The organism is Pseudarthrobacter sp. L19 (assembly GCF_050859435.1).
Classification (GTDB): Bacteria; Actinomycetota; Actinomycetes; order Actinomycetales; family Micrococcaceae; genus Arthrobacter.
Genome location: NZ_CP193935.1, coordinates 1,836,857 through 1,857,331, shown reverse-complemented (window position 1 = coordinate 1,857,331; position 20,475 = coordinate 1,836,857). Strand labels below are relative to the sequence as shown.

The 20,475-nt window shown below is 70.2% G+C and carries 19 protein-coding genes and 3 pseudogenes; 9 read left to right on the top strand and 13 right to left on the bottom strand.

Annotated features, from left to right (window positions below):
- Nucleotides 1–20 precede the first annotated feature (20 nt).
- Nucleotides 21–622 (top strand): annotated as a pseudogene (locus ACRQ5B_RS08845) (TetR/AcrR family transcriptional regulator).
- Between the two features lie 16 nt (nucleotides 623–638).
- On the opposite strand, the gene ACRQ5B_RS08840 reads toward ACRQ5B_RS08845, so the two are convergent.
- From ACRQ5B_RS08840 to paaZ, 4 genes are all read right to left on the bottom strand, one after another.
- On the bottom strand, nucleotides 639–941 hold the full coding sequence (locus ACRQ5B_RS08840; protein WP_432393311.1) for a hypothetical protein: 303 nt from the start codon (nucleotides 939–941) through the stop codon (nucleotides 639–641).
- Nucleotides 942–1,003: 62 nt separating this feature from the next.
- The gene (locus tag ACRQ5B_RS08835) at nucleotides 1,004–1,255 is read right to left on the bottom strand and encodes a hypothetical protein (RefSeq protein WP_432393309.1); all 252 of its coding nucleotides are present in this window, start codon (nucleotides 1,253–1,255) and stop codon (nucleotides 1,004–1,006) included.
- A gap of 145 nt (nucleotides 1,256–1,400) precedes the next feature.
- The gene (locus ACRQ5B_RS08830; protein ID WP_290256090.1) at nucleotides 1,401–1,808 is read right to left on the bottom strand and encodes a VOC family protein; all 408 of its coding nucleotides are present in this window, start codon (nucleotides 1,806–1,808) and stop codon (nucleotides 1,401–1,403) included.
- 168 nt (nucleotides 1,809–1,976) lie between these two features.
- The gene (gene paaZ, locus ACRQ5B_RS08825) at nucleotides 1,977–4,088 is read right to left on the bottom strand and encodes a phenylacetic acid degradation bifunctional protein PaaZ (RefSeq protein ID WP_432393307.1); all 2,112 of its coding nucleotides are present in this window, start codon (nucleotides 4,086–4,088) and stop codon (nucleotides 1,977–1,979) included.
- Between the two features lie 186 nt (nucleotides 4,089–4,274).
- Here paaZ and ACRQ5B_RS08820 point away from each other — a divergent pair, with 186 nt between their 5' ends.
- On the top strand, nucleotides 4,275–4,691 hold the full coding sequence (locus ACRQ5B_RS08820) for a PaaI family thioesterase (RefSeq protein WP_432393305.1): 417 nt from the start codon (nucleotides 4,275–4,277) through the stop codon (nucleotides 4,689–4,691).
- 24 nt (nucleotides 4,692–4,715) lie between these two features.
- Here the strand turns inward: ACRQ5B_RS08820 and ACRQ5B_RS08815 are convergent, their stop codons facing one another.
- Nucleotides 4,716–5,774 (bottom strand): LacI family DNA-binding transcriptional regulator, encoded by a 1,059-nt coding sequence (locus ACRQ5B_RS08815; protein WP_432393303.1) that lies wholly within the window; start codon nucleotides 5,772–5,774, stop codon nucleotides 4,716–4,718.
- Between the two features lie 137 nt (nucleotides 5,775–5,911).
- On the opposite strand from ACRQ5B_RS08815, the gene ACRQ5B_RS08810 reads away from it, so the two are divergent.
- A complete protein-coding gene (locus ACRQ5B_RS08810; RefSeq protein WP_432393302.1) occupies nucleotides 5,912–7,924 on the top strand; it encodes an adenylyl cyclase in 2,013 nt (670 codons plus the stop codon).
- A gap of 74 nt (nucleotides 7,925–7,998) precedes the next feature.
- Here ACRQ5B_RS08810 and ACRQ5B_RS08805 read toward each other — a convergent pair whose 3' ends face one another.
- Nucleotides 7,999–9,096, bottom strand: a complete 1,098-nt coding sequence (locus tag ACRQ5B_RS08805; protein WP_432393300.1) for a hypothetical protein — start codon at nucleotides 9,094–9,096, stop codon at nucleotides 7,999–8,001.
- A gap of 203 nt (nucleotides 9,097–9,299) precedes the next feature.
- Here ACRQ5B_RS08805 and ACRQ5B_RS08800 point away from each other — a divergent pair, with 203 nt between their 5' ends.
- The gene (locus ACRQ5B_RS08800; protein ID WP_432393299.1) at nucleotides 9,300–9,731 is read left to right on the top strand and encodes a hypothetical protein; all 432 of its coding nucleotides are present in this window, start codon (nucleotides 9,300–9,302) and stop codon (nucleotides 9,729–9,731) included.
- 956 nt (nucleotides 9,732–10,687) lie between these two features.
- On the opposite strand, the gene ACRQ5B_RS08795 is transcribed toward ACRQ5B_RS08800, so the two are convergent.
- Together ACRQ5B_RS08795 and ACRQ5B_RS08790 are read right to left on the bottom strand one after the other, a co-directional pair.
- Nucleotides 10,688–11,398 carry a tyrosine-protein phosphatase gene (locus ACRQ5B_RS08795; RefSeq protein ID WP_432393298.1) on the bottom strand — a complete coding sequence of 237 codons (711 nt, stop codon included), beginning with the start codon at nucleotides 11,396–11,398 and terminating at the stop codon, nucleotides 10,688–10,690.
- Nucleotides 11,395–12,024, bottom strand: coding sequence for a GNAT family N-acetyltransferase (locus tag ACRQ5B_RS08790; protein WP_432393297.1), 630 nt, complete (start codon nucleotides 12,022–12,024; stop codon nucleotides 11,395–11,397). Before ACRQ5B_RS08790 ends, ACRQ5B_RS08795 begins: the two co-directional genes overlap by 4 nt.
- 69 nt (nucleotides 12,025–12,093) lie before the next feature.
- Here ACRQ5B_RS08790 and ACRQ5B_RS08785 point away from each other — a divergent pair, with 69 nt between their 5' ends.
- Nucleotides 12,094–12,540, top strand: coding sequence for an SRPBCC family protein (locus ACRQ5B_RS08785; RefSeq protein WP_432393296.1), 447 nt, complete (start codon nucleotides 12,094–12,096; stop codon nucleotides 12,538–12,540).
- Nucleotides 12,541–12,587: 47 nt separating this feature from the next.
- Here ACRQ5B_RS08785 and ACRQ5B_RS08780 read toward each other — a convergent pair whose 3' ends face one another.
- The 4 genes from ACRQ5B_RS08780 to ACRQ5B_RS08765 form a co-directional block, all read right to left on the bottom strand.
- Nucleotides 12,588–13,475, bottom strand: a complete 888-nt coding sequence (locus ACRQ5B_RS08780; RefSeq protein WP_432393295.1) for a 3-hydroxyacyl-CoA dehydrogenase family protein — start codon at nucleotides 13,473–13,475, stop codon at nucleotides 12,588–12,590.
- A 2-nt stretch (nucleotides 13,476–13,477) separates the two neighbouring features.
- On the bottom strand, nucleotides 13,478–14,284 hold the full coding sequence (locus tag ACRQ5B_RS08775; RefSeq protein WP_432393294.1) for an enoyl-CoA hydratase/isomerase family protein: 807 nt from the start codon (nucleotides 14,282–14,284) through the stop codon (nucleotides 13,478–13,480).
- The gene (locus ACRQ5B_RS08770; protein WP_432393293.1) at nucleotides 14,284–15,495 is read right to left on the bottom strand and encodes a thiolase family protein; all 1,212 of its coding nucleotides are present in this window, start codon (nucleotides 15,493–15,495) and stop codon (nucleotides 14,284–14,286) included. The genes ACRQ5B_RS08775 and ACRQ5B_RS08770 overlap by 1 nt, the downstream gene beginning before the upstream one ends.
- A gap of 133 nt (nucleotides 15,496–15,628) precedes the next feature.
- A complete protein-coding gene (locus tag ACRQ5B_RS08765; RefSeq protein ID WP_432393292.1) occupies nucleotides 15,629–16,291 on the bottom strand; it encodes a pentapeptide repeat-containing protein in 663 nt (220 codons plus the stop codon).
- Nucleotides 16,292–16,391: 100 nt separating this feature from the next.
- Between ACRQ5B_RS08765 and ACRQ5B_RS08760 the strand changes: the two genes are divergently transcribed.
- Nucleotides 16,392–16,568 carry a CsbD family protein gene (locus ACRQ5B_RS08760; protein WP_290256103.1) on the top strand — a complete coding sequence of 59 codons (177 nt, stop codon included), beginning with the start codon at nucleotides 16,392–16,394 and terminating at the stop codon, nucleotides 16,566–16,568.
- Nucleotides 16,569–16,727: 159 nt separating this feature from the next.
- A pseudogene (locus ACRQ5B_RS08755) lies at nucleotides 16,728–17,446 on the top strand (dienelactone hydrolase family protein).
- A gap of 92 nt (nucleotides 17,447–17,538) precedes the next feature.
- Here ACRQ5B_RS08755 and ACRQ5B_RS08750 read toward each other — a convergent pair.
- Nucleotides 17,539–18,999, bottom strand: coding sequence for an amino acid permease (locus ACRQ5B_RS08750; protein WP_412883927.1), 1,461 nt, complete (start codon nucleotides 18,997–18,999; stop codon nucleotides 17,539–17,541).
- A 204-nt stretch (nucleotides 19,000–19,203) separates the two neighbouring features.
- Between ACRQ5B_RS08750 and ACRQ5B_RS08745 the strand changes: the two are divergent.
- Both ACRQ5B_RS08745 and ACRQ5B_RS08740 read left to right on the top strand, forming a co-directional pair.
- Nucleotides 19,204–19,952 (top strand): annotated as a pseudogene (locus ACRQ5B_RS08745) (CPBP family intramembrane glutamic endopeptidase).
- A 61-nt stretch (nucleotides 19,953–20,013) separates the two neighbouring features.
- The gene (locus ACRQ5B_RS08740; protein WP_432393291.1) at nucleotides 20,014–20,454 is read left to right on the top strand and encodes a VOC family protein; all 441 of its coding nucleotides are present in this window, start codon (nucleotides 20,014–20,016) and stop codon (nucleotides 20,452–20,454) included.
- The last annotated feature ends 21 nt before the right edge of the window (nucleotides 20,455–20,475 follow it).

Here is a 20,475-nt window from a genome sequence, read left to right as displayed (position 1 = left end):
GTCATGAGAAACTAGCGAGTATGCCCACTTCAGCTACCACCAAGCGCGGCCGGCCCGGCTACGACCAGCAGTCCGTGCTGATGATCGCCGTCGACGTCTTCAATCGTCACGGCTACGACGCCACGTCGATGGGCATCCTCGCCGAGAACCTGGGCATCTCCAAGTCCGCGATCTACCACCACGTCCCCTCCAAGGGCGATCTGCTGAAGCTCGCGCTCGACCACGCCCTGGGCGGCCTCGAGGCCATCCTGGACCGGCCCGAGGCGCAGACCGGTTCCGCGGACGCCCGGCTGGAGTTCGTGCTCCGCGAGACCATCTCGGTGCTGGTGGAACGGCTGCCGTTCGTCACCCTCCTGCTGCGGCTGCGCGGCAACACCGAGATCGAACGGGACGCCCTGGCCCGCCGCCGCACCTTCGATCACAAGGTCGCCGCACTGATTTCCGCCGCCCGCGACGAGGGCTCGCTCCGCCAGGACATCGACCCGCGGACCGTCACCCGCCTGCTCTTCGGCACCATCAACTCGATCGTCGAGTGGTACAAACCCGGCGGCTCCCTCTCCCCGAGAAGCTCGCCGACGACGTCATCACCATGGCCTTCCACGGCCTCCACGTGCCGGACTAGCCCCTCGGCGGAGGCCCTAGCCGGGAACGATCCCCGGGAACCCGCGGACGGCCGCCACCCAGCCCATGTAGGCCAGCACCCCGGACAGCGGGATCACCGCCATGACCAGCACCACGGAGCGGTCCCTCGCCAGGACCAGTGCCGCAAGGTTGGTGAGCACGGCGACGGCCACGACGGCGGCCTGGAACACGCTGTTGGCAAACACCGCCCGGGGCGATTCGAAGAGGGTCCCGGCGCCGGCGAGGTACGTCACCAGATACCACGACGGGAACAGCCAGAGCGGAAATCCGAGCATCACGACGTCGACGGCGAGGGCCACCCTCCCGGTGCGCGTGGTTGGCCACCAAGTCCTCGGACGTCCGCCCGGCTTGGCCGCCGTCGTCACAGGACGGCTCCGCCCCGGGCGGTCACGATCCACCAGATGAGGCGCATCAAGGCCGCGGACAGGATCACGGTAAAGGCAGCGACCAGGAGGGACCGCTCCTTCGCCAGCAAGATGGCGGCCCAGAGCGCGGCCACGGAGCAGGCCAACATGGCGACCACCACGTCGTCGGAAGCTCCCGCCACGAACACAGCCTGACCCAAACCCACCAGAGTCCAGAAGGGCGACAGCACCGCGAGGTAAGCCAGCATCAGGGCCACCTTGCCGGTGCGGGTGGTGGGGACCAGACACGACGCCGGCTGCGGGAGTCGCCTGCCGGCCGGGGAGTCGACTGCGTCATGCGCGCACCACTCCCCGCCGTCCCGCCAGCGTTTGCCCGCACCGAAGTCGGCCCGCTCAGAGCTGGTAGTCGGCCGGGCCGGGCAGGTTCTCGTGGATGCAGAGAACGTTGTGCTCGGTGTCCATGAACCAGGCGCACTTCTCGGAGTCCGTGGTGCAGATGTGGTTCTCGGTTTTGAGTCCGGGCAGGTCGTAGTCCTGGAACGTGACGCCCCGGGCTTCCATGTCCTGAACCGTGCGTTCGATGCCGCTGACCTCAAAGCTCAGGGCCGTGTGCTCGGAGTGCTTTCCGTCCGTGACCGGCATGAGCTGCAGCAGCGGTCCGCCGTCCGAACCGAAGATTTCGCTTCCGTCCGCTGCCACGCCGCGGTGCGGGAGCCCGAGGGTGTCCGCGTAGAAGTGCCGGGCACGCGCCGCGTCATCGACGGGCAGGATGGTTGTGGCTTTGTTGAGTACCAGGGACATGACGCCACCTCCTACGGGCACGATGTTACGCCGGAGACGGGGCGGAGGGACGGGCACTTCGCCCCCTCCCCTCACCGCCGGGCGCCCCACGACGGACGCCCCCTCACATCGTGAGGGGGCGTCCGTTGGGAAGGCGTCACATCCGAGGGGGCGCCGACAGGGGTGGGGCTACTTCTCGACGAGGGTGAGGACGTCGTAGGTGGCCACGATCTCGTCGTTCTGGTTGGTCAGGACGGCGTCCCAGGCCACCTCGCCGTATTCGTCGGTCTCGCGCGGGGTGATCTTCTTGGCCGTGAGGGTGACCCGGATGGAGTCCCCGGCGGCCACCGGCGTGATGAAGCGCAGGTTCTCCAGGCCGTAGTTGGCCAGCACCGGGCCCGGGGCGGGTTCCACGAACAGCCCGGCACCCCAGGAGAGCAGCAGGTAACCGTGCGCCACGATGCCGGGGAAGAACGGGTTGGCTTCCGCCGCTTCCTGGTTGGTGTGGGCGTAGAACGTGTCGCCGGTGGAGTTGGCGAACTTCGTGATCTCCTCCAGCGTCACCTCTCGCAGCCCGGAACGGACCGCGTCGCCGATGCGCAGGGTGGCCAGCGGCTTGCGGAACGGGTGTAGTCCCTCGGTCTCGACCGTGAAGTTCCGGTCCGCGCCGGTGTGCCAGACGCCGGTGACGGCGGTGAGCATGTTGGGCGAGCCCTGGATGGCGGTGCGCTGCATGTGGTGCATGACCGAGCGGATGCCGCCGAGTTCCTCGCCGCCGCCGGCCCGGCCGGGGCCGCCGTGGACCAGGTGCGGGACCGGGGAACCGTGGCCGGTGGAGCTGCGGGCATCCTCGCGGTTGAGCATCAGGACACGGCCGTGGTGCGCGGCGATGCCGGTGACCAGTTCGCGGGCCACGTCGGGGTCGTTGGTGCAGACGGAGGCGACCAGGGAGCCGCCGCCGCGGGCGGCGAGGCGGACGGCGTCGGCGATATCGCTGTAACCGATCACGGACGAGACCGGGCCGAAGGCCTCCAGCGAGTGGATCTCCTCGGCCTCCGGGTCGGCCCAGCGCAGCAGCACCGGCGACATGAAGGCGCCCCCTTCGACGACGCCGACGCTCCCGTCCGCGCTGGTGACCTTCGGGGCATCGAGGGAGCCGTAGGCGAGCTCGCTGCCGGCGTCGAGCATGGACTGGACGGCGGCGCGCACGTCGGCGAGCTGCTCGAGGGAGGCGAGGGCACCCATGGTGACGCCCTCAGCACGCGGGTCGCCCAACACGACGCGTTCGTTGATCCGCTCCCCCACCGCGGCGGCGACGTCCGCGACAAGCTCCTGCGGCACGATCGCGCGGCGGATCGAGGTGCACTTCTGGCCGGCCTTGGCGGTCATCTCGGTGACCAGGGACTTGACGAAGGCATCGAATTCGGGCGTGCCCTTGACGGCGTCCGGGCCGAGGATGGCGGCGTTGAGCGAGTCCGTCTCGGAGGTGAAGCGGACGCCGCCCTTGACCACGTTGGGGTGGGACTTCAGCGTGTTGGCGGTGGACGCCGAGCCGGTGAAGGCGACCACGTCGCGGTAGTCGAGGTGGTCCAGCAGGGTGCGGACGGAGCCGGACACCAGCTGCAGCGAGCCCTCGGGCAGGATGCCTGACTCGTCGATCGCCTTCACCACGGCCGCGGCGACGTAGCCGGTGGGGGTCGCGGGCTTGACGATGGTGGGCACGCCGGCGATGAAGGCCGGGGCGAGCTTCTCCAGCATGCCCCAGACGGGGAAGTTGAAGGCGTTGATCTGGACCGCGACGCCGGGGATCCGCGTGTAGATGTGCTCGCCGGCGAAGGAGCCGTCCTTGGACAGGATCTCCATCGGCCCGTCGACCACCACCTGGGAGTTGGGCAGTTCGCGGCGGCCCTTGGAACCGAAGGTGAAGAGCACCCCGATGCCGCCGTCGATGTCGATCATGGAGTCGACCTTGGTGGCGCCGGTCTGGGCGGAGAGGGCGTAGAACTCGTCGCGGCGGCCGTTGAGGTACTGCGCGAGTTCCTTGAGTTTGAGGGCGCGCTGGTGGAAGGTCAGCTTGCCCAGTTCCGCCTGCCCGGTGGCGCGGCCGTAGTCGACGACGGCGGCGAGGTCCAGGCCCTCGGTGCTGACCCTGGCGAGCAGCTCCCCCGTGCTGGCGTCCAGGACCGGGGCGGCGGAGGCGGCGGCCGCTGCGGCCGGCGTCCACCAGGAACCCCGGACGAAGCTGGGGACGATTTCGGCGGTATCCACGGCGGATGCGGGGGCTGTTGCAGTGGTGGTCATCGTTGACGGGTCCTTCCAACGCGGGGCAAGAGCAGCACGTCCGGAACATTACTGACCGGCCGTTCGGTAATATGACCACAGTACATGACTGAGGCCTGCGGCACACTAGTACCGCGGGACCATTGCGGCCCCGCCCCGGTCCTGTTCCGGTTCCGCCCCACCCCGTCCCGACCCTGAGGAGACCCGATGACCACCCAGCCCGGCGCCAACGAGCCCTGGAAGATCACCCTCGGCGAGCTCGACGAGAAGATGGGCGTGAAGATCGTCGAGGAATCGGTTCAGCGCGTGGTGGCCACCATGCCCGTGGAGGGCAACCGGCAGTCGTTCGGGCTCCTGCACGGCGGCGCCTCGCTGGCCGTGGGCGAGGCCGTCGGTTCCTGGGCCGCGGTGAAGCACGCCAGCACGCTGGGCAAGACGGCCGTCGGCGTCGACGTCTCCGCCACCCACCACAAGTCCGCCCGGGAGGGCCTGGTCACCATCACCGCGACGCCGATCCACCTGGGCGGCACCGTCACCACCCACGCGGTGGTCATCAGCAACGCCGCCGGCGAGCGGCTCTGCACGCTGCGGATCACCAACCTGCTGCTGGACCGCAAGGTCTGAACCCGGCACCGTCCGGGGAACGGCCTAGAGGGCGGCCGGCTCCGTGCTGGCCCGGACCACCAGGCGTGCCGGGAAGATCAACGGCTCGCGGCCGGCCCCGGGGTTCTCGATGTCGGCCAGCAGCAGGCGCCCGGCCTGCGCGGCCATGTCCACGGTGGGCTGGTTGACCGTGGTCAGGGGCAGTTCCCCCGGCCCGGACAGGTGGTCGTCAAAGCCGACGACGGCGACGTCGCCGGGCACCGTGCGGCCGGCCGCCTGCAGGGCAGTGATGGCACCGCGGGCCATCAGGTCGGACGCGGCGAAGATACCGTCGATGCCGCCGTCGCGGGCCAGCAGCCGGGCGGCGGCCTCGGTGCCGCCGGCCGCCGTGAAGTCGCCCGGCTCCTCGGGCCCGGCCGGCAGCCCGGCATCCTTGAGGCCCGCCCGCCAGCCCTCGAGCCGGTCCGCAGCGGCGGTCATGTCCAGCGGACCGGTGATGGTGGCCAGCCGGCGGCGCCCGGTGGAGGCCAGGTGCAGCGCCGCCTGTCGGGCGCCCTCGAAGCTGTCCACGTCGACGTAGTGGATGCCCAGGCCGGTGTCCCAGGGCCGGCCGATGAAGACGGTGGGCAGCCCGGAGGCCGCCAGCTCCTCCGTCCAGCCGTCCGTCTTGTGGTGCGAGACGACGATGGCGCCGTCGACGTGGCCGCCGCGGAGGTAGCGGACCGTCCGGGACGGGTCCCCGCCCGCCCGGGACATCAGCAGGACCAGCTGCATGTCCGTCTCCCGCAGCGCCTCGGTCACCCCGGTGATGACCGCGGCAAAGAAGGGGTCCATCATGACCCTGGCATCGGGTTCGTTGATGACGAGCGCGATAGAGGACGTCCGGCGGGTGACCAGGCTGCGGGCCGCCCGGTTCGGGGTGTAGCCCAGGGAGATCACGGCGGCGTCCACGGCGGCCTTGGCCTCCGGGCTGACCCGGGACCCGCCGTTGATCGCCCGCGAGGCGGTGGAACGGGACACGCCCGCCGCCGTCGCCAGGTCTTCAAGCGTGGGAGTGGGACGGGCCGCTCCCGGCCGGGATCCGTGGTGGGTCTGTGCGCTCATCACCTTGAGAATACGGGATCCGGCCGGGGATGAGGCCTTGTCCGGGCCCCGGGCCGGTGTTACGCTTCCCCGACTGGGAGCGCTCCCACAACCTTCCGCATGGAGCCCCGCCACCCCCACAGAGAGCAGGCCGAGCAATGCCGCTAGCCCACTTCCCGTCCCGCCCGGCGTCCCCGCCGGGCCTCCGCACCTCCCCGCACGGCGCGGGCCGGCTGATCGTCGGGGGCGTCGTCGCCCTCGCCGCGGCCTTGGCAGGCAGCACCGCGGCCACCGCCGCCGTACCCGCCGGGACCGTCCCCGCGCCAGCCGCCGTCGTCGTCCCGGCAGCCCCCGCCACCCCTGCGGCGCAGCCCACTAGGGCGCAGTCCGCTCCTGCACAGACCGCTCCGGCGCAGCCCGCCGCGGTGGGCAAGCCGGCACCCGGCGCCGCGTCCGCGTTCGGCCCCAACGTCCGGGTCTTCGATCCGAGCATGCCGGTGGCGCAGATCCAGGCCACCGTCGACGCCATCGCCGCCCAGCAGGTCGACGACGAGATGGGCACGAACCGCTACTCGCTGCTCTTCAAGCCCGGCACCTACGGCACCGCGCAGACACCGCTGATCATCCAGGTGGGCTACTCCACCGAGGTGGCGGGTTTGGGCAACTCCCCCACCGATGTGACCATCAACGGCCACGTGGACACCTACAACCGCTGCCTGACCGCGGACAACTGCATCGCCCTGAACAACTTCTGGCGGTCGGTCTCCAACCTCACCATCAACGTCACCGGCCTGGATGGCTGCCGCGCCTCGGCCAACTTCTGGGCCGCATCGCAGGCCTCGCCGATGCGGCGGGTCAACGTCACCGGCGGAAACCTCACCCTGATGGATTACTGCACCGCCGGCCCGCAGTACGCCAGCGGCGGCTTCATCGCCGACTCCAAGACCGGGTCCGTGATCAACGGCTCCCAGCAGCAGTACTACGTCCGCGACAGCAGCCTCGGCGGCTGGTCCAACGCCGTCTGGAACCAGGTCTTCTCCGGCGTCAACGGCGCACCCGCGCAGTCCTTCCCGGACCCGCCGTACACCACACTGGCCAGCACCCCGGTCAGCCGCGAAAAGCCGTACCTGGCCATCGACGGCGCCGGCAGCTACAGCGTGTTCGTTCCCTCCGCGCGGCAGAACTCCTCCGGCACCACCTGGGAGAACGGTCCGACGGCGGGACGCAGCGTGCCGCTCTCCGACTTCTACGTGGCCACACCCGCCGATTCGGCCAAGGACATCAACGTCCAGCTGGCCCGCGGCAAGAACCTGCTCTTCACCCCGGGCGTGTACAACATCGACCGCACCCTCGAGGTCAAGCGTGCCGACACGGTAGTCCTCGGGCTCGGCATGACCACCCTGACCGCCGTCGGCGGCGCGGTTCCGCTGGAGGTCGCGGACGTCTCCGGCGTCCAGGTCGCCGGGCTCACCATCGACGCCGGCACCGTGAACTCCCCGGCGCTGGTGCGGCTGGGCAAGGCCAAGGGTAACGCCTCCCACACGGACGCCTCCGGCAAGCACGGCGACCCGGCCAACCCCACGGCCCTGCACGACGTGTTCTTCCGCATCGGCGGCCCGCACATGGGCAAGGCCTCCGTCAGCCTCGAGGTCAACAGCGACGGCGTGCTCCTGGACCACATCTGGGCCTGGCGCGCGGACCACGGCAACGGCGTGGGCTGGGACACCAACACGGCGGACAACGGCGTCACCATCAACGGCGACGACGTCACCGCCACCGGCCTGTTCGTGGAGCACTACCAAAAGTACAATGTGACCTGGAACGGCGAGCGCGGACGGACGGTCTTCTTCCAGAACGAACTGCCCTACGACGCGCCGAACCAGGCCGCCTGGCAGCACGACGGCGTCCTCGGCTGGGCCGGGTACAAGGTGGCCGATTCGGTCCGGTCGCACGAACTCTGGGGCGGCGGCAGCTACGTCTACACCAACGTGGATCCCTCGATCCACGCCACCCGCGGCTTCGAGGTCCCGGTTACCCCGGGCGTGAAGCTGCACGGGCTGCTGACCGTGAACCTGGGCGCGGGAACGTTGGACCACGTGGTCAACGACACCGGCGCCCCGGTGACCACCGGCGAGGTGGGCAAGCCAAGCTACGTCGCGAACTTCGGCTAAACGCAAAGCCCGGCCGGACCGGACCCTGGATGGTTTCCAATGGGCCCGTCCCGCCGGGCTTTGTTGTGTCCGATCTACCGGGCAGACTCCGGCGCCGCCGGCTTCCGGCGGCGGCCCAGGACCAGCATGCCGGTGCCCAGCAGGACCGCGGCCGCGGCGGCTCCGGCCGCGGGCAGCAGTCCGCCGGCGCCGGTGCTGGCGAGCACGGGCGTCCCGGTGGAACGGTCCGGGGACACGGCCGCGGCGGCGGCCGCGACCGGCGCGCTGATCGAGAACGTGGAGGACAGCGGCGCGGAGGCGATGCCGTCCAGGGACTGCGACACGGTCAGGGTGTGCTGTCCCGCCGCCAGCCACGTGGGGAACGGCACGGACCAGTGCCCGCCGGTGGCGAGGACTGCCAGGGCCAGCGACCCTGCGACGGCCTTGCCACCGACGCCGGGTCCGCTGCCCTGGCCGGCGTCCAGCGGGACGCCGTCGATGCTCACGCTGACCGAGGCGCCCTCCACCCCGGTGCCGGAGATGGTCTTGGGCAGCGCATCCTGCCGGAACGTGGCCCCGTCGAGGGACAGTGCCAGGGCGGGGACCGGTGGCTGGACCAGGTATACCGCAGTGGCCGCGGGACCGTCCTCGTGGCCCGGGGAGGTCTGCACCGCCGAGACGGCGAGCTTGCCGTACAGCGGGCCGCTCCCGAACGGGACGCTCCAGCGGCCGTCGGCGGCGACCGTGGCCGAGCCGGTGATGGCGCCGGTCACCGCGACGGTGTTGCCCGGCGTTCCGGTGCCCTCGATCACGGCGGGTGCCGAGGCTGTGGGGACCGCGGCGGGGGTGGTGATGGCGGGGGCGGTCAGTACCGAGGCCGTGAGGGCGAACGCGGTGGTCTCCGAGTGGCTGAAGCCGTTGACGGTGGCCGCGGTGTAGGCGTACTTCACTTCGGTGGCCGGCAGGGCGAAGGACCAGTTTCCATCCTTGTCCACCGGAAGGTCGACGCTGGAGCCGTCGCGGGTCAGGCGGACCGAGGAGCCGGCGGCGACGGCGGACGCGGGGGCGGCCGCGACACGGCCGTGGATCGTGGTGCCCGGCTGAAGGGTGGCGCCGCTGGCGGTCCCGTCGAGTTGCGGTGCGTTGAGGAACAACTGCAGCTGGACGTTGTCCTTGAGTGGGACCGTATCCATGGCGTCCTTTAGGGTGGCGGCGATGGCGCGCAGCTGGGTCCCGTTTTTGGGTCTCGGCCCCGGTGTGGGTGCCGACGGCGAAGTTGCCGCTGACCCAGGGGCCGCCGGAGTCGCCGCCGGCGGACTTCACCGTGGACGAGTCGAACGCACGGACAGCGCGCAGATCGTTGTCGTAGTTCGGCGCAAGGCTGGACCGGCCCGGGATGAGCATGATGCCCACGGTGTCGACAGTGCCGCACTTCCAACCGCTGGTCCGGCCCGAGTGGCAGACCGCCTGGCCCTGGACGGGGGCGAGTGTGCCGATGATCCTGACCGACGACGGCGCCGGGTTGGCCACGTTGTCCCAGGTGGTGGCAGCGGGCCGGGGCGTGACGCCGGCGGCGAGGCCCTGGATGACGGCGATGTCGGTGCCGATGTTGCCCGGGTTGTCCTGCGTTCCCGTGATGGCGGTGTTGCCAGGGCCGCCGAACTGGCTGAAGCCAAAGGTGCCCAGCGGGTCGCGGGTGGTCGGAAGGGGCGTGGTCGCCCCGCCCGCCGTTGATGCGGCGGGCGGCTCCACGGTGGTGGTCTTGCTGATGCCGTCTTCGGCGCAGTGGCCGGCGGTCAGGATCAGCGGGAGCCCGGTCGGATCATAGACGCCGAAGCCGGCGGAGCAGATGGTGCTCACATCCGTGACGTAGCCCTGGCCGCCGAAGTAATCGGTGCTGGCCTCGGTGGTGATCGGGGCGGACTTCTCCAGCTGGACGTTCTTGTAGCGGGCCACGAACGCCGCGGGGGAGATCTTGCCGGGCGCGGCGGTGGTCAGGGCCGGGCTTATGCCCGCCGGGACGTTCGTCGCTCCCGCGGTGGGAGCGGGCGTGGCCGTCGCCGCGGGAGCCGGGGCGGGGGTGGAGGAAGTTTCCTCGGCGGCGGTCACGCCGCCGGTGCGGATGACGAAGTGGCCGCCGGCGTACGCCACGGCCTGCAGTCCTGCGGGTCCGACGTCGCGGACGTAGGCGGCGAAGAGCTGGTCGGTGCTGGCAGCAATAAGGTCGGCGGCGCTCGGTGCCGGGGCCGGCGCTGCCGGGGCTGCGAGCGTGAACACGGCCGTGGGGCCGGCCGCGTTGAGGGCATCCACCCGGGCCTGCAGCTCGGCGCCCTGTCCGTCGACGATGATCCTGCCGTTGTTGATGCTGATCCCGACGTAGCCGGGCAGCCCGGACAGGGAGGGCAGCGCGTCAGCGGCGCGGCGGGCGAGCTCACCGGCGGCGTTGAACTGCTCAAGGGTCATGCCGAGGTCGCGGAGGGTCGCCTCGGCGAGGCCGTCCGCACTGATGCCCGGGGCCGGTTGCGTCGTGGGCGCGGTAGCCGTCGGCGAGGGAGAAGCAGGTGTGGGAGTAGCAGTCGCGGTAGAAGCCGTCACGGGCGACGTCGTCGGAGCCGCCGTCGCCCCGGCAGAGGCCGAAGGGCTGGAGGCGGCGGCGGGCGCCGGCTGGACGGAGCCCGTTTCGGCGAGCGCGGGAACGGCCAGGGACGCTCCGGCGAGCGCGACGGCCACGGCGGCCGTCATCCGCAGCGCAGGAACGCGTTTTGCTATCTTCACCCGGTCACTTTAGCGTCCGAGTTTGGCCCGAATGGCCGCCAGCTCCCCTTCCGTTACGCCATTGTGGCCCAAAAATGTGGAAGTCCTGAGGTTGCGCAGGAAACCAAGGAGGCTGGCCTGCCGGGTGGCGAGCAGCGGTGCCAGTTCGTCCTCGGTCAGGTAGCGCTCGTGCGGGTGCTTCACCAGGGAGACGCGGTGGTGTTCGTTGATACCACGCATGGCCCGTTCGTAGGCCAGCACGATGGCGTCCTCCCCCGCCCCGGCGAGGTCCTGGAGCATCGCAGCGATCATGCCGCTGCGGTCCCGGCCGGCGGAGCAGTGCAGCACGACGCCGGCGGGCGCGGCCGCGATGGCCCGGAACACCCGGACCATCCGGTCCGGGAAAAGCCGGGCATTGTCCGGGTAGGACGCGGGGTCGTTCAAGTAGGGCACGCAGAGGGCCCGGAATTCCTCGTTGGCGGGGTCCTCGGTGGGGGCGTGCACGACGTCGAACGGCGCCAGCGCCGTCTCCGGCACCCGTGGATCCGTCTCGCGGCGGTGGATCTCCTCCGGGTTGCGCAGGTCGATGACGGTGCGGATCCCGGCGTCGTACGCCTGCCGCCAGCCGGCCTCGGTGAGCCACTCGCGGCGGCCCATCCGGTACACCGCCCCGCCCACGTGCCAGGCGTTGACCGCCCCGTCCCAGGTGACCGCCCCACCCACGGCTCCGTCCGCGCTCATTGGGCCGGTTCCCTGCCGGGCCGCTGCCGGGCGAGGCGGTACTCCAGGTTGTTCCGGACCATGGGCCATTCGTGCTCCAGGATCGAGAACACCACGGTGTCCCGCAACGCGCCGTCGGCGCTCCTGGTGTGGCTGCGCAGCACCCCGTCCTGTTTGGCACCGAGCCGGGCGATCGCTTCGCGGGACTGGTGGTTGAGCCAGTGCGTGCGGAATTCGACGGCGGGGCAGCCCAGGGTCTCGAAGGCGTGCCGGAGCAGCAGCAGCTTGGAGTCGGGGTTGCTGCCGGTGCCGTGCGCGGACGCGGCGTTCCAGGTGGAGCCGATCTCCACCCGGGGCACGGCGGCGTCGATGTTCATGTAGGTGGTCATGCCGATGATCCGGCCGGGTTCGCCGGTGGCGGGATCGAGCAGCCGGGTGGTGAACGGCAGCATGGAGCCTGCCGCCTGCAGCGTCAGCCGCCGGTCGATCTCGGCACCCATGGCCTCCGGGGCGGGGACCGCGGTGTACCAGAGCTTCCACAGCTCCCCGTCCCGAACGGCGTCCACCAGCCCGTCGTGGTGGCTGTGGTCCAGGGGTTCGAGGGCGACGTAGCGGCCGGTCAGGGTGAGCGGCTGGAAGGGGTTCACGGCACCATCCTAGGCCCGCGGCCGCGGCGGACCCCGGCCGGGGCTGGACGCCGTGGGTAGGCTGGGCCCATGATCACAGTCACCGGCACGGTCCGCACCCCGCTGGAGGCCGGCAAGGCCTTCGCCTACCTCTCCGCCTTCGAGCACACGCCCGAGTGGGACCCCGGTACGCCGGTGGTCAAGAAGCTCACCGACGGCCCGGTCGCAGTGGGCCACCGCTACCATGCGGAGGCAGAGTTCCGCGGCAAGCGCCAGAGCCTGACCTACGAGGTGGTGAAGCTCTCCGGTTCCGAGATCGTGCTCCGCGGTGAGAACAAGAGCGTCATCTCGGTGGACACCATTGAGGTCCGGCCCGCCGGCTCCGGCAGCGAGGTCAACTACACCGCGGAATTCCAGCTCAAGGGCTGGATGAAGCTGGCCGAGCCGATCGCCCGGCCCATGTTCCAGAAGCTCGCGGACCCGGCCATGGACGGGATGAAGCGGACGCTGGACTCACTGGCCACGCACTCCAACTAGGCGCCGCGGCCTCCAAGGGGCCGGGAAGACGGCCTGCTGGGGCCGGTTCAGCTGTTCCAGTCGAAGAATCCCTTGCCGGTCTTCCGGCCGAGCTCGCCCCGGGCCACCTTGTCGCGCAGGATCTGCGGCGGCGCGAAACGCTCGCCCAGGGTCGAGGCGAGATACTCGGCGATGCGGAGGCGGACGTCCAGGCCCACGATGTCCGTGGTCCGGAGCGGGCCGGTGGGGTGCTTGTAACCCAGGACCATGGCGTTGTCGATGTCCTCGGCGGACGCGACGCCTTCCTCGACCATGCGCATCGCTTCCAGCGCGATCGCGACACCCAGCCGGGAGGATGCGAAGCCGGGGGCGTCATTGACGACGACGGCGGTCTTGCCGAGCGCCTCGACCCAGCCGCGCGCCGCGGCGGCCACAGCGTCCGAAGTCTGCTCGCCCAGGACCACCTCGATCAGGGTGGAAGCCGGCACCGGGTTGAAGAAGTGCAGGCCCAGGAAATTCTGCGGCCGGCCCAGTTCGCGCGCCAGCCCGTTTACGGAGAGCGAGGAGGTGTTGGAGGCGAGGTACGCGTCGTCGGCCAGGCGCTCCTCGATGCCGCGCAGCGAGGCGACCTTGAGGTCCCAGTCCTCGGGAACGGCCTCGACCACCAGCTGACGGTCCTTGAAGTCGTCGTAATCCACGGAGACGGCGAGGCGGGAGACCATCTCGTCGAGGTTGCCGTCGACGGCGCCGCGCTCGATGCTCTTGGCGGCGGCTGACTCAACCCGCTCGCGGGCGGCCTCGGCCGACTGCTCGTCGCGTTCGACCACCAGCACGTCCGAGCCCTTGATCAGGAAGGCGTGGGCGATGCCGGCGCCCATGCGGCCGCCGCCGAGCACCCCGACGAACCGGGGAAGAACGCCGTCGGACGTGGGGGCGGACTGTGCGGAATTGCTCATGGTTACTTCGTCCCGTCGTGCTGGTCTTGAGGTGTGGAAGTTGTTTTGGCGCTCTTCTTGTCGAGGAACGCCTGCATCCGGTCGAACTTGGCCTGGGATTCGAAGAGGATGCCCTGGGCCAGCTGGTCGATCAGCGGGTGCGCCTCGGCGGGGGCGTGGAAGACGGACTTGGTGATCCGCACCGCCAGCGGGTCCTGCCGGCCGATCCGGTCCGCGAGATCGTGGGCGGCATCAATGAGCCGGTCCGGGTCGTGGACTTCGGTGATGAGGCCGACGGCGAGGGCCCGGTCGGCGCGCAGGACGGTCCCGGCCAGCAGGATTTCCTTCGCCACGGGCTCGCCGACGAGTTCCTTGAGCCGCCAGCTGGCTCCGGCCGCGGCCAGGATGCCCAGGCCGGTTTCGGGGTTGCCGATCCGGACCCCGGGGGTGCCGATGCGGAAGTCGGCGGCGTAGGCCAGCTCCGCGCCGCCGCCGAGGCAGAAGCCGTCGAGGGCCGCGATGACCGGCATGGGCAGCTTGGCGATCCGGACGAAGATCGTCGAGTTGATGCCCTGCAGTGCGTCGTCGCGGCGGCGTTCGCGCAGCTGCGCGATGTCCGCGCCTGAGGCGAACACGCCATGGGTCCCGGCGATGATCAGCACCTTGGGGGCCTGTTCCAGGTAGGCGCAGACCCGGTGAAGCTCGTCGACCATCTGCTGGTCGATGGCGTTGCGGACCTCGGGCCGGTTGAGCAGCACTACCAGCCGGTCGGGGCGCTCCTCGATCAGGAGCGTGGCGAAGCCTGTGGTGTCCAAGCCGTCGGCGGCCATTAGACGCGCTCCAGCAGCATCGCGGTGCCCTGTCCGACGCCCACGCACATGGTGGCGAGGCCCACCTTGGCGTTCTCGCGCTCCATCCGGCCCAGCAGGGTGATGGCGATCCGCGAGCCGGAGGAGCCCAGCGGGTGGCCCAGGGAGATCGCGCCGCCGTCGCGGTTCACGATCTCCGGGTCCAGGTCCAGCCGGCGCATGCTGGCCAGCGACTGGGTGGCGAAGGCTTCGTTGAGTTCGACGGCGCCGAGGTCGCCGACGTCCAGCCCGGCAGCCGCGAGGGCCTTGCGGGTGGCCGGGACCGGGCCAATGCCCATGATCTCGGGCTCGCAGCCGGCGGAGGCGCCGGCGACGATGCGGGCCCGCGGGGTCAGGCCGAGCTTCCGGATGGCAGCCTCGGAGGCGACGATGATCGCGGAGGCGCCGTCGTTGAGGGTGGAGGAGTTGCCCGCGGTGACCACCGAGCCGCCCGCGACGACGGGGCGCAGCCCGGCGAGCACCTCTGCGGTGGTGCCGGGGCGGGGGCCCTCGTCGGTGTCCACCACGGTCTCGCCCTTGCGGGTCTTGACGGTGACGGGAACGATTTCGTCGGCGAACCGGCCTGCGGCGATCGCGGCGAGGGCCCGTTCGTGCGAGCGGACGGCGAACGCGTCGGCGTCGTCCCGGGTGATCCCGTCGACCCGGGCCACCTCCTCCGCGGTTTCCGGCATGGAGTAGGTCATCTTCCCGTCGCGGGAGAGCTCGCCCTTCTGGAACAGCGGGTTGGTGAAGCGCCAGCCGATGGAGGTGTCGAAGATCTCGCCGGGCTTGGCGAAGGCTGTCTGCGGCTTTTCCTGCACCCAGGGCGCGCGGCTCATGGACTCGACGCCGCCTGCGATCACGATGTCCGCGGCGCCGGCCTTGATCATGTGGCTGGCCATGATGATGGCGCTCAGGCCGGAGGCACAGAGCCGGTTGACGGTGATTCCGGGGATGTGCAGCGGGAGTCCGGCCAGCAATGTGGCCATCCGGGCGACGTTGCGGTTTTCCTCGCCGGCTCCGTTGGCGTTGCCGAGGATGACCTCCTCCACTGCGTCCGGATCGACGCCGGCGCGGGCGACGGCCTCACGGACCACCAGCGCCGCCAGGTCATCGGGACGGACCCCGGACAGGGCTCCCCCGTACCGGCCAACCGCGGTGCGGGCACCGCCAACGAGAAAAGCCTCGACCATGAGAACATCCTTCACCAGAGAGGGGGCCGGCAGCAGAATAAATTACCGACCGTTCGTTCTATAAAGATTACACGGCGGGTCAAGAGGGTCAACCGGGGACGCCTGCATGACGTTCCGGCAGATCCCCTACGGCTCAGGCGACGGTGATCCCCAGGTGCGCGGCCAGCAGCGGCGCGAGCAGGTCCAGCTGGCGCTCGTCAACCACCAGCCCGGCCACGCTGCCCAGGCCGCTGACCGCGCGGAATTCACTGCCGCGCAGGTCCACGTCCTTGAGCCGGGCGCCGGTGAAGTCCAGCGCTCCGATGGTGCAGTCCTTCAGGACCACCCGGGTGGCCGCGGCCGCGCCAAGGTCCAACTCCCCGATGATGCAGTCGCTGATCTGCACGTCCACCAGGGTGGCGCCGCGGAGGTTGACGTAGTCGAGCTTTCCGCCGTCGACCCGCACCGATTGCCAGCGCCCCTCGTAGAGTTCGGCGGAGCCCCAGCGCGGATTGCGGATCTCCACCTCCGTCAGCCCCGCCCGGGCGGCGGTAAGCACGGGCGCATTCGGGTCGGACAGGACGCAGTCCCGGAACCCGGCGCCGCGCAGCTGCGTCTCGTGGAAGGAGACCCCGGCGAACGAGCACTCGACGAAGTCCGTACCTGCAAGGTCCAGCCCGTCGGCCACGGCCTGCCGGTAGGCGCGGCCCTCGTAGCGCTCCCCGCGGCGGAAGTCAGGGTCCGCGTCCTCCTGGAGATCATCCAGCCGGAGGTCCGGGAGGCGCGGTGCGGTGATTCGGGGCTTACCGGGTTTCATGACGTCGAGCCTAGCGCTGACCGGAAAAGACTTGAACTAGTAAGCATGCTTTGCTTATGCTGGAACCGAAGCAGTCAACCGGAGAGAAGGGCGGTTCCCCATGGGTCTCGGCGACAAGATTCAGCACGAAGCGCAGCACCTTGGTGGCAAGGCCAAGGAGGCTGCCGGAACCGCCACCGGCAACGACCGCCTGAAGGCCGAAGGCCAGAAGGACCAGGTGGTCTCGGATGCCAAGAAGGTTGGCGAGAACGTCAAGGACGCGGTCCGGCGAGACTAGCCGTCCCGCCGCGATGACCGACGACGCCGGGCGCTCCTTTGGGGGCGTGCCCGGCGTCGTTTTTTATCCCTCACCCAGCCAGTACACCGCCCCGCACCGATGAACCGAGGAGCCCCCGTGGCCAGCACCGCCAACCGCCCCACCGCCGGCAGTACCGACCTGCGCAACGTCGACCTCGGCCCGGCCGGGCGGGACGGTTCCCCGAGGCTTCGGGGCTATTTGGCCACCCCGGACGGGGAAGGTCCCTTCCCGGCGGTGCTGATGATCCACGAGGTCTTCGGGCTGGACGACATCACCGTCCGCCACGCGGACCGGATGGCCGCCGCCGGCTACCTCACCCTGGCCGTGGACCTCTTCAGCGACGGGGCGCGCGCCGATGCCTGGTCTCCACCATGCGCTCCCTGGCCTCGGGCCAGGGCAAGGCGTTCGCCGACCTCGAGGCGGCCCGGCGGTGGCTTCTCGACTCGGGCCGGACCAACGGGAAGGTGGGCGTGATCGGCTTCTGCATGGGCGGCGGCTTTGCCCTGTTGCTGGCCAACGACGGCTTCGACGCGGCCGCGGTGAACTACGGCAAGCTGCCCTCCAACCCGGAACGGGAACTGGCCGGGGCGTGCCCGATCGTCGCCAACTACGGCGGCCGGGACCGGGGACTGCCGGGAGCCGCGGAGAAGCTCACCGACGTCCTGGAGCGGCTCAACGTCAGTCACGACGTGAAGGAGTTCCCGACGGCGGGGCACGCCTTCCTCAACGACGTCGAGGCCGGCCCGCGGCCGCTGCGCCCGCTGCTGCGCGTGATGGGAGTGGGCCCGGACCCGACGTCGGCTCCGGAGGCCTGGCGGCGCATCGAGGATCACTTCGCCCGGCACCTCAAGGGCTGACGGCGGCTTGAACGGCGACGGCGGCCACCCCGCCGCAGCGCGGGTGACCGCCGTCGTCCGTGTGTCCGAACCGTGCGTCCGAACGGGAGGAGCTAGCTGTAGAGCTCGCTCTTCGGGGCGTTGTGCTTGACCTTCTGCCAGCCCAGCCACAGCACCACTGCGAAGAACGGGATGGTGGCCAGCGTCCAGAGGCCCAGCTGGAAGACCTCGCCGGTCTTGCTGGTCATGGTGTCGAAGCCGATCAGCACGGTGATGGCCAGCAGCGCCACGAGGCCGGCCCAGCTGGTCCACGGGGAGCCCGGCATGGGCAGCGAGGAGGCGTCGTTGCCCTTGATCCTGCGCAGTGCGATCTGGCTGGCGAAGATCGATCCCCAGGTGAAGATGACGCCGATCGAGGCCGTGTTCAGGGCCAGGTCGAAGGCGTGCGAGCCGCCCAGCCAGATGTTCAGCAGGATGCCGACAAGGTAGACGGCGCCGATCGCCAGGATGGCGGCGTAGGGCACGTGGGTCTTGGACATCCGGGTCAGCCACTGCGGGGCGTGGCCGTTGTTGGCCATGGTGCGGAAGATCCGGCCGATCGAGTACAGGCCCGAGTTGCAGGAGGACAGCGCCGCGGTGATGACGATCATGTTCATCACGTCGCCCATCCAGGGCAGGCCCATCTGACCGAAGACGGTGACGAACGGAGAGGTCCCGGCCTTGTATTGGTCCGAGGGCAGCAGCATGGCCAGCAGGGTCACGGAGCCGACGTAAAAGACCACGATGCGGATGACGACGGCGCGGATGGCCTTGGGGACCTCCTTGGCCGGGTCCTCCATTTCACCGGCGGTGATGCCGACCAGTTCGATGGCGTTGTAGGCGAAGATCACGGCGTTGAGCACCAGAATCATCACCAGGGCGCCCTTGGGGAACATGCCGCCGTCGCCGGCGAAGAGGTTGGTGACGGAGGCGTGCCCCTCGCCCACCTTGGCGTTGGTGACCACCATGAAGGTGCCCACGGCCAGGAAGATCACAATGGCCCCGACCTTCAGGACGGAGGCCCAGAATTCGAACTCGCCGAACGCCTTCACGCTGAGCAGGTTGACGCCCACCAGGAGCAGCAGCGCGGCGACCGCGGTCAGTTCGACCGGGACGTTGGGGAAGAAGAACTGGAAGTAGAGGCCGATCGCGATCAGTTCGGCGATGCCGGTCATGGCCCAGTTGATGAAGTACATCCAGCCGGAGAGGTAGGCGCCCTTGCGGCCGAACATCTCACCGGCGTAGCTGACGAAGGAGCCGGAGGTCTGGCGGTACATGATGAGCTCGCCGAGGGCCCGCATCAGCAGGTAGGCGATGACGCCGGCGATGGCGTAGGAGAAAACCAGGGCGGGGCCGGTGGAGGCGAGGCGCCCGCCGGCTCCCATGAAGAGGCCGACGCCGATGGCGCCGCCCATGGCGATCATGGTGACCTGGCGGCCGCTCAGCGACTTCTTGTAACCCTCGGCGCTGAGGGAGGAGTCGACGGCGGTGGGGGCGGCCGCGGTTTGCTTGTCTGTGGAGGTACTTTGAGGCACAGCTGTTCCTTGCGGTTGGGGATCTGGCCGGGACAGGGCGGCGTTTTCCGGGCGTTCGGCAGCAGGGGCGGCCCGGCGAACGGGGCAGCCGGTGGTACCGGAGCCGGCTGCGGCTCGGCGTCGCGCGGCTCATCTATCGTACTAGCTCGGCCGGCCCCGCCGTGACGGGGGCAACACCGGGCCGCCGCCGGATAGTCTGTTTCCATGGGCACCGATCTCCGCCGCATCCCGGCACCGCGACCGGATTTCTATTTGTTTTCCCGGCTGGATTTCACCGCCGCGGGCATCTACGTGGCCGTGGCCGCGTTCTTTGCTACCGCCGCGGACCTGCTGACGCCGGTGGTGCTGCAGCTCTCCCCAACCCCGCCGCGGCGTCGTACGCGATCAACCTGGTCTTCTACGGCGTGATCGGCGCGCTGGCGCTGACCGCGGCACGCCGCGTGGTCCGGCGGGACCTGCAGGTCCTGGCCACCCGCCCCTGGTTCACCCTGCTGATGGTGCCGGCATCCGTGGTGGCCGCCATGATCCTGACCGCCGTCCTCGTGGCGCTGACCGGGCCCCCGCAGACCTCCGCCAACCAGGCCGGGCTGCAGGCGCTGATGCAGCAGGTGCCGGCCTGGCTGATGGTGCCGCTGCTGGTGGTGGTGGGCCCGTTCGTGGAGGAGTATATCTTCCGGCATCTGCTGATCGGCAAACTCAGCCGCAAGCTCAACATCTGGGTCTGCAGCGCAATTTCCGTGGTGCTCTTCGCGGGGCTGCACATCGTGGGCCAGGAGGCGCTGACGCTCCCGGTGCTGATGCCGTACATCGCGATGGGCGCCATCCTGGTGTTCGTGTACGTCTGGACTGGCCGGAACCTGATGTTCTCCTACTTCGTGCACGCGGCCAAGAACCTGCTGGCCGTCATCTTCATCTACGCGATCCCGCCGGACATCCTGGACCGGCTGCAGTAGCTGGCTGGTTGCCGGGCCGCGGCCTCTGGCGCCCCGCGGGCCGCCGTCGTAGGTTTCTGCCATGACACTGAACATCCAGATCGCCGTCGACTGCACTGACCCGCACGCCCTCGCCGACTGGTGGGCCGAGACCCTTGACTGGGCCGTGGAGCCGCAGGACGAGGACTTCATCCGGTCCATGATCGAGCAGGGCTTCGCAACCGAGGCGGACACCCTCCGCCACGGCGGGAAGCTGGTCTGGCGGACCGGCGCCGCCATCCGGCCGCCCGAGGACCTGGCCAGCAGGCCGGCCACGCGGAGGATCCTGTTCCAGACCGCCCCCGAACCCAAGACCGTCAAGAACCGGGTCCACTGGGACGTGAACCTGGCCGGTGGTGACAAGGACGAGGCGCGCGCCGCCCTCGAGGCCCGCGGCGCCACCTACCTCTGGACTGCCAACGAGGGACCGCATTCCTGGTACACGATGGCGGACCCCGAGGGGAACGAGTTCTGCATCAGCTGAGCCGATTACTAGACTCGGTCT

What these genes read in the sequence shown, in the direction of transcription:
- ACRQ5B_RS08835 (WP_432393309.1), bottom strand. Translation starts at nt 1,255, where the DNA reads ATGCTGGCTTACCTCGCGGTGCTGTCGCCCTTCTGGACTCTGGTGGGT.
- ACRQ5B_RS08830 (WP_290256090.1), bottom strand. Translation starts at nt 1,808, where the DNA reads ATGTCCCTGGTACTCAACAAAGCCACAACCATCCTGCCCGTCGATGAC.
- paaZ (WP_432393307.1), bottom strand. Translation starts at nt 4,088, where the DNA reads ATGACCACCACTGCAACAGCCCCCGCATCCGCCGTGGATACCGCCGAA.
- ACRQ5B_RS08820 (WP_432393305.1), top strand. Translation starts at nt 4,275, where the DNA reads ATGACCACCCAGCCCGGCGCCAACGAGCCCTGGAAGATCACCCTCGGC.
- ACRQ5B_RS08815 (WP_432393303.1), bottom strand. Translation starts at nt 5,774, where the DNA reads ATGAGCGCACAGACCCACCACGGATCCCGGCCGGGAGCGGCCCGTCCC.
- ACRQ5B_RS08810 (WP_432393302.1), top strand. Translation starts at nt 5,912, where the DNA reads ATGCCGCTAGCCCACTTCCCGTCCCGCCCGGCGTCCCCGCCGGGCCTC.
- ACRQ5B_RS08805 (WP_432393300.1), bottom strand. Translation starts at nt 9,096, where the DNA reads ATGGATACGGTCCCACTCAAGGACAACGTCCAGCTGCAGTTGTTCCTC.
- ACRQ5B_RS08800 (WP_432393299.1), top strand. Translation starts at nt 9,300, where the DNA reads ATGAGCATGATGCCCACGGTGTCGACAGTGCCGCACTTCCAACCGCTG.
- ACRQ5B_RS08795 (WP_432393298.1), bottom strand. Translation starts at nt 11,398, where the DNA reads ATGAGCGCGGACGGAGCCGTGGGTGGGGCGGTCACCTGGGACGGGGCG.
- ACRQ5B_RS08785 (WP_432393296.1), top strand. Translation starts at nt 12,094, where the DNA reads ATGATCACAGTCACCGGCACGGTCCGCACCCCGCTGGAGGCCGGCAAG.
- ACRQ5B_RS08780 (WP_432393295.1), bottom strand. Translation starts at nt 13,475, where the DNA reads ATGAGCAATTCCGCACAGTCCGCCCCCACGTCCGACGGCGTTCTTCCC.
- ACRQ5B_RS08775 (WP_432393294.1), bottom strand. Translation starts at nt 14,284, where the DNA reads ATGGCCGCCGACGGCTTGGACACCACAGGCTTCGCCACGCTCCTGATC.
- ACRQ5B_RS08770 (WP_432393293.1), bottom strand. Translation starts at nt 15,495, where the DNA reads ATGGTCGAGGCTTTTCTCGTTGGCGGTGCCCGCACCGCGGTTGGCCGG.
- ACRQ5B_RS08765 (WP_432393292.1), bottom strand. Translation starts at nt 16,291, where the DNA reads ATGAAACCCGGTAAGCCCCGAATCACCGCACCGCGCCTCCCGGACCTC.
- ACRQ5B_RS08760 (WP_290256103.1), top strand. Translation starts at nt 16,392, where the DNA reads ATGGGTCTCGGCGACAAGATTCAGCACGAAGCGCAGCACCTTGGTGGC.
- ACRQ5B_RS08740 (WP_432393291.1), top strand. Translation starts at nt 20,014, where the DNA reads ATGACACTGAACATCCAGATCGCCGTCGACTGCACTGACCCGCACGCC.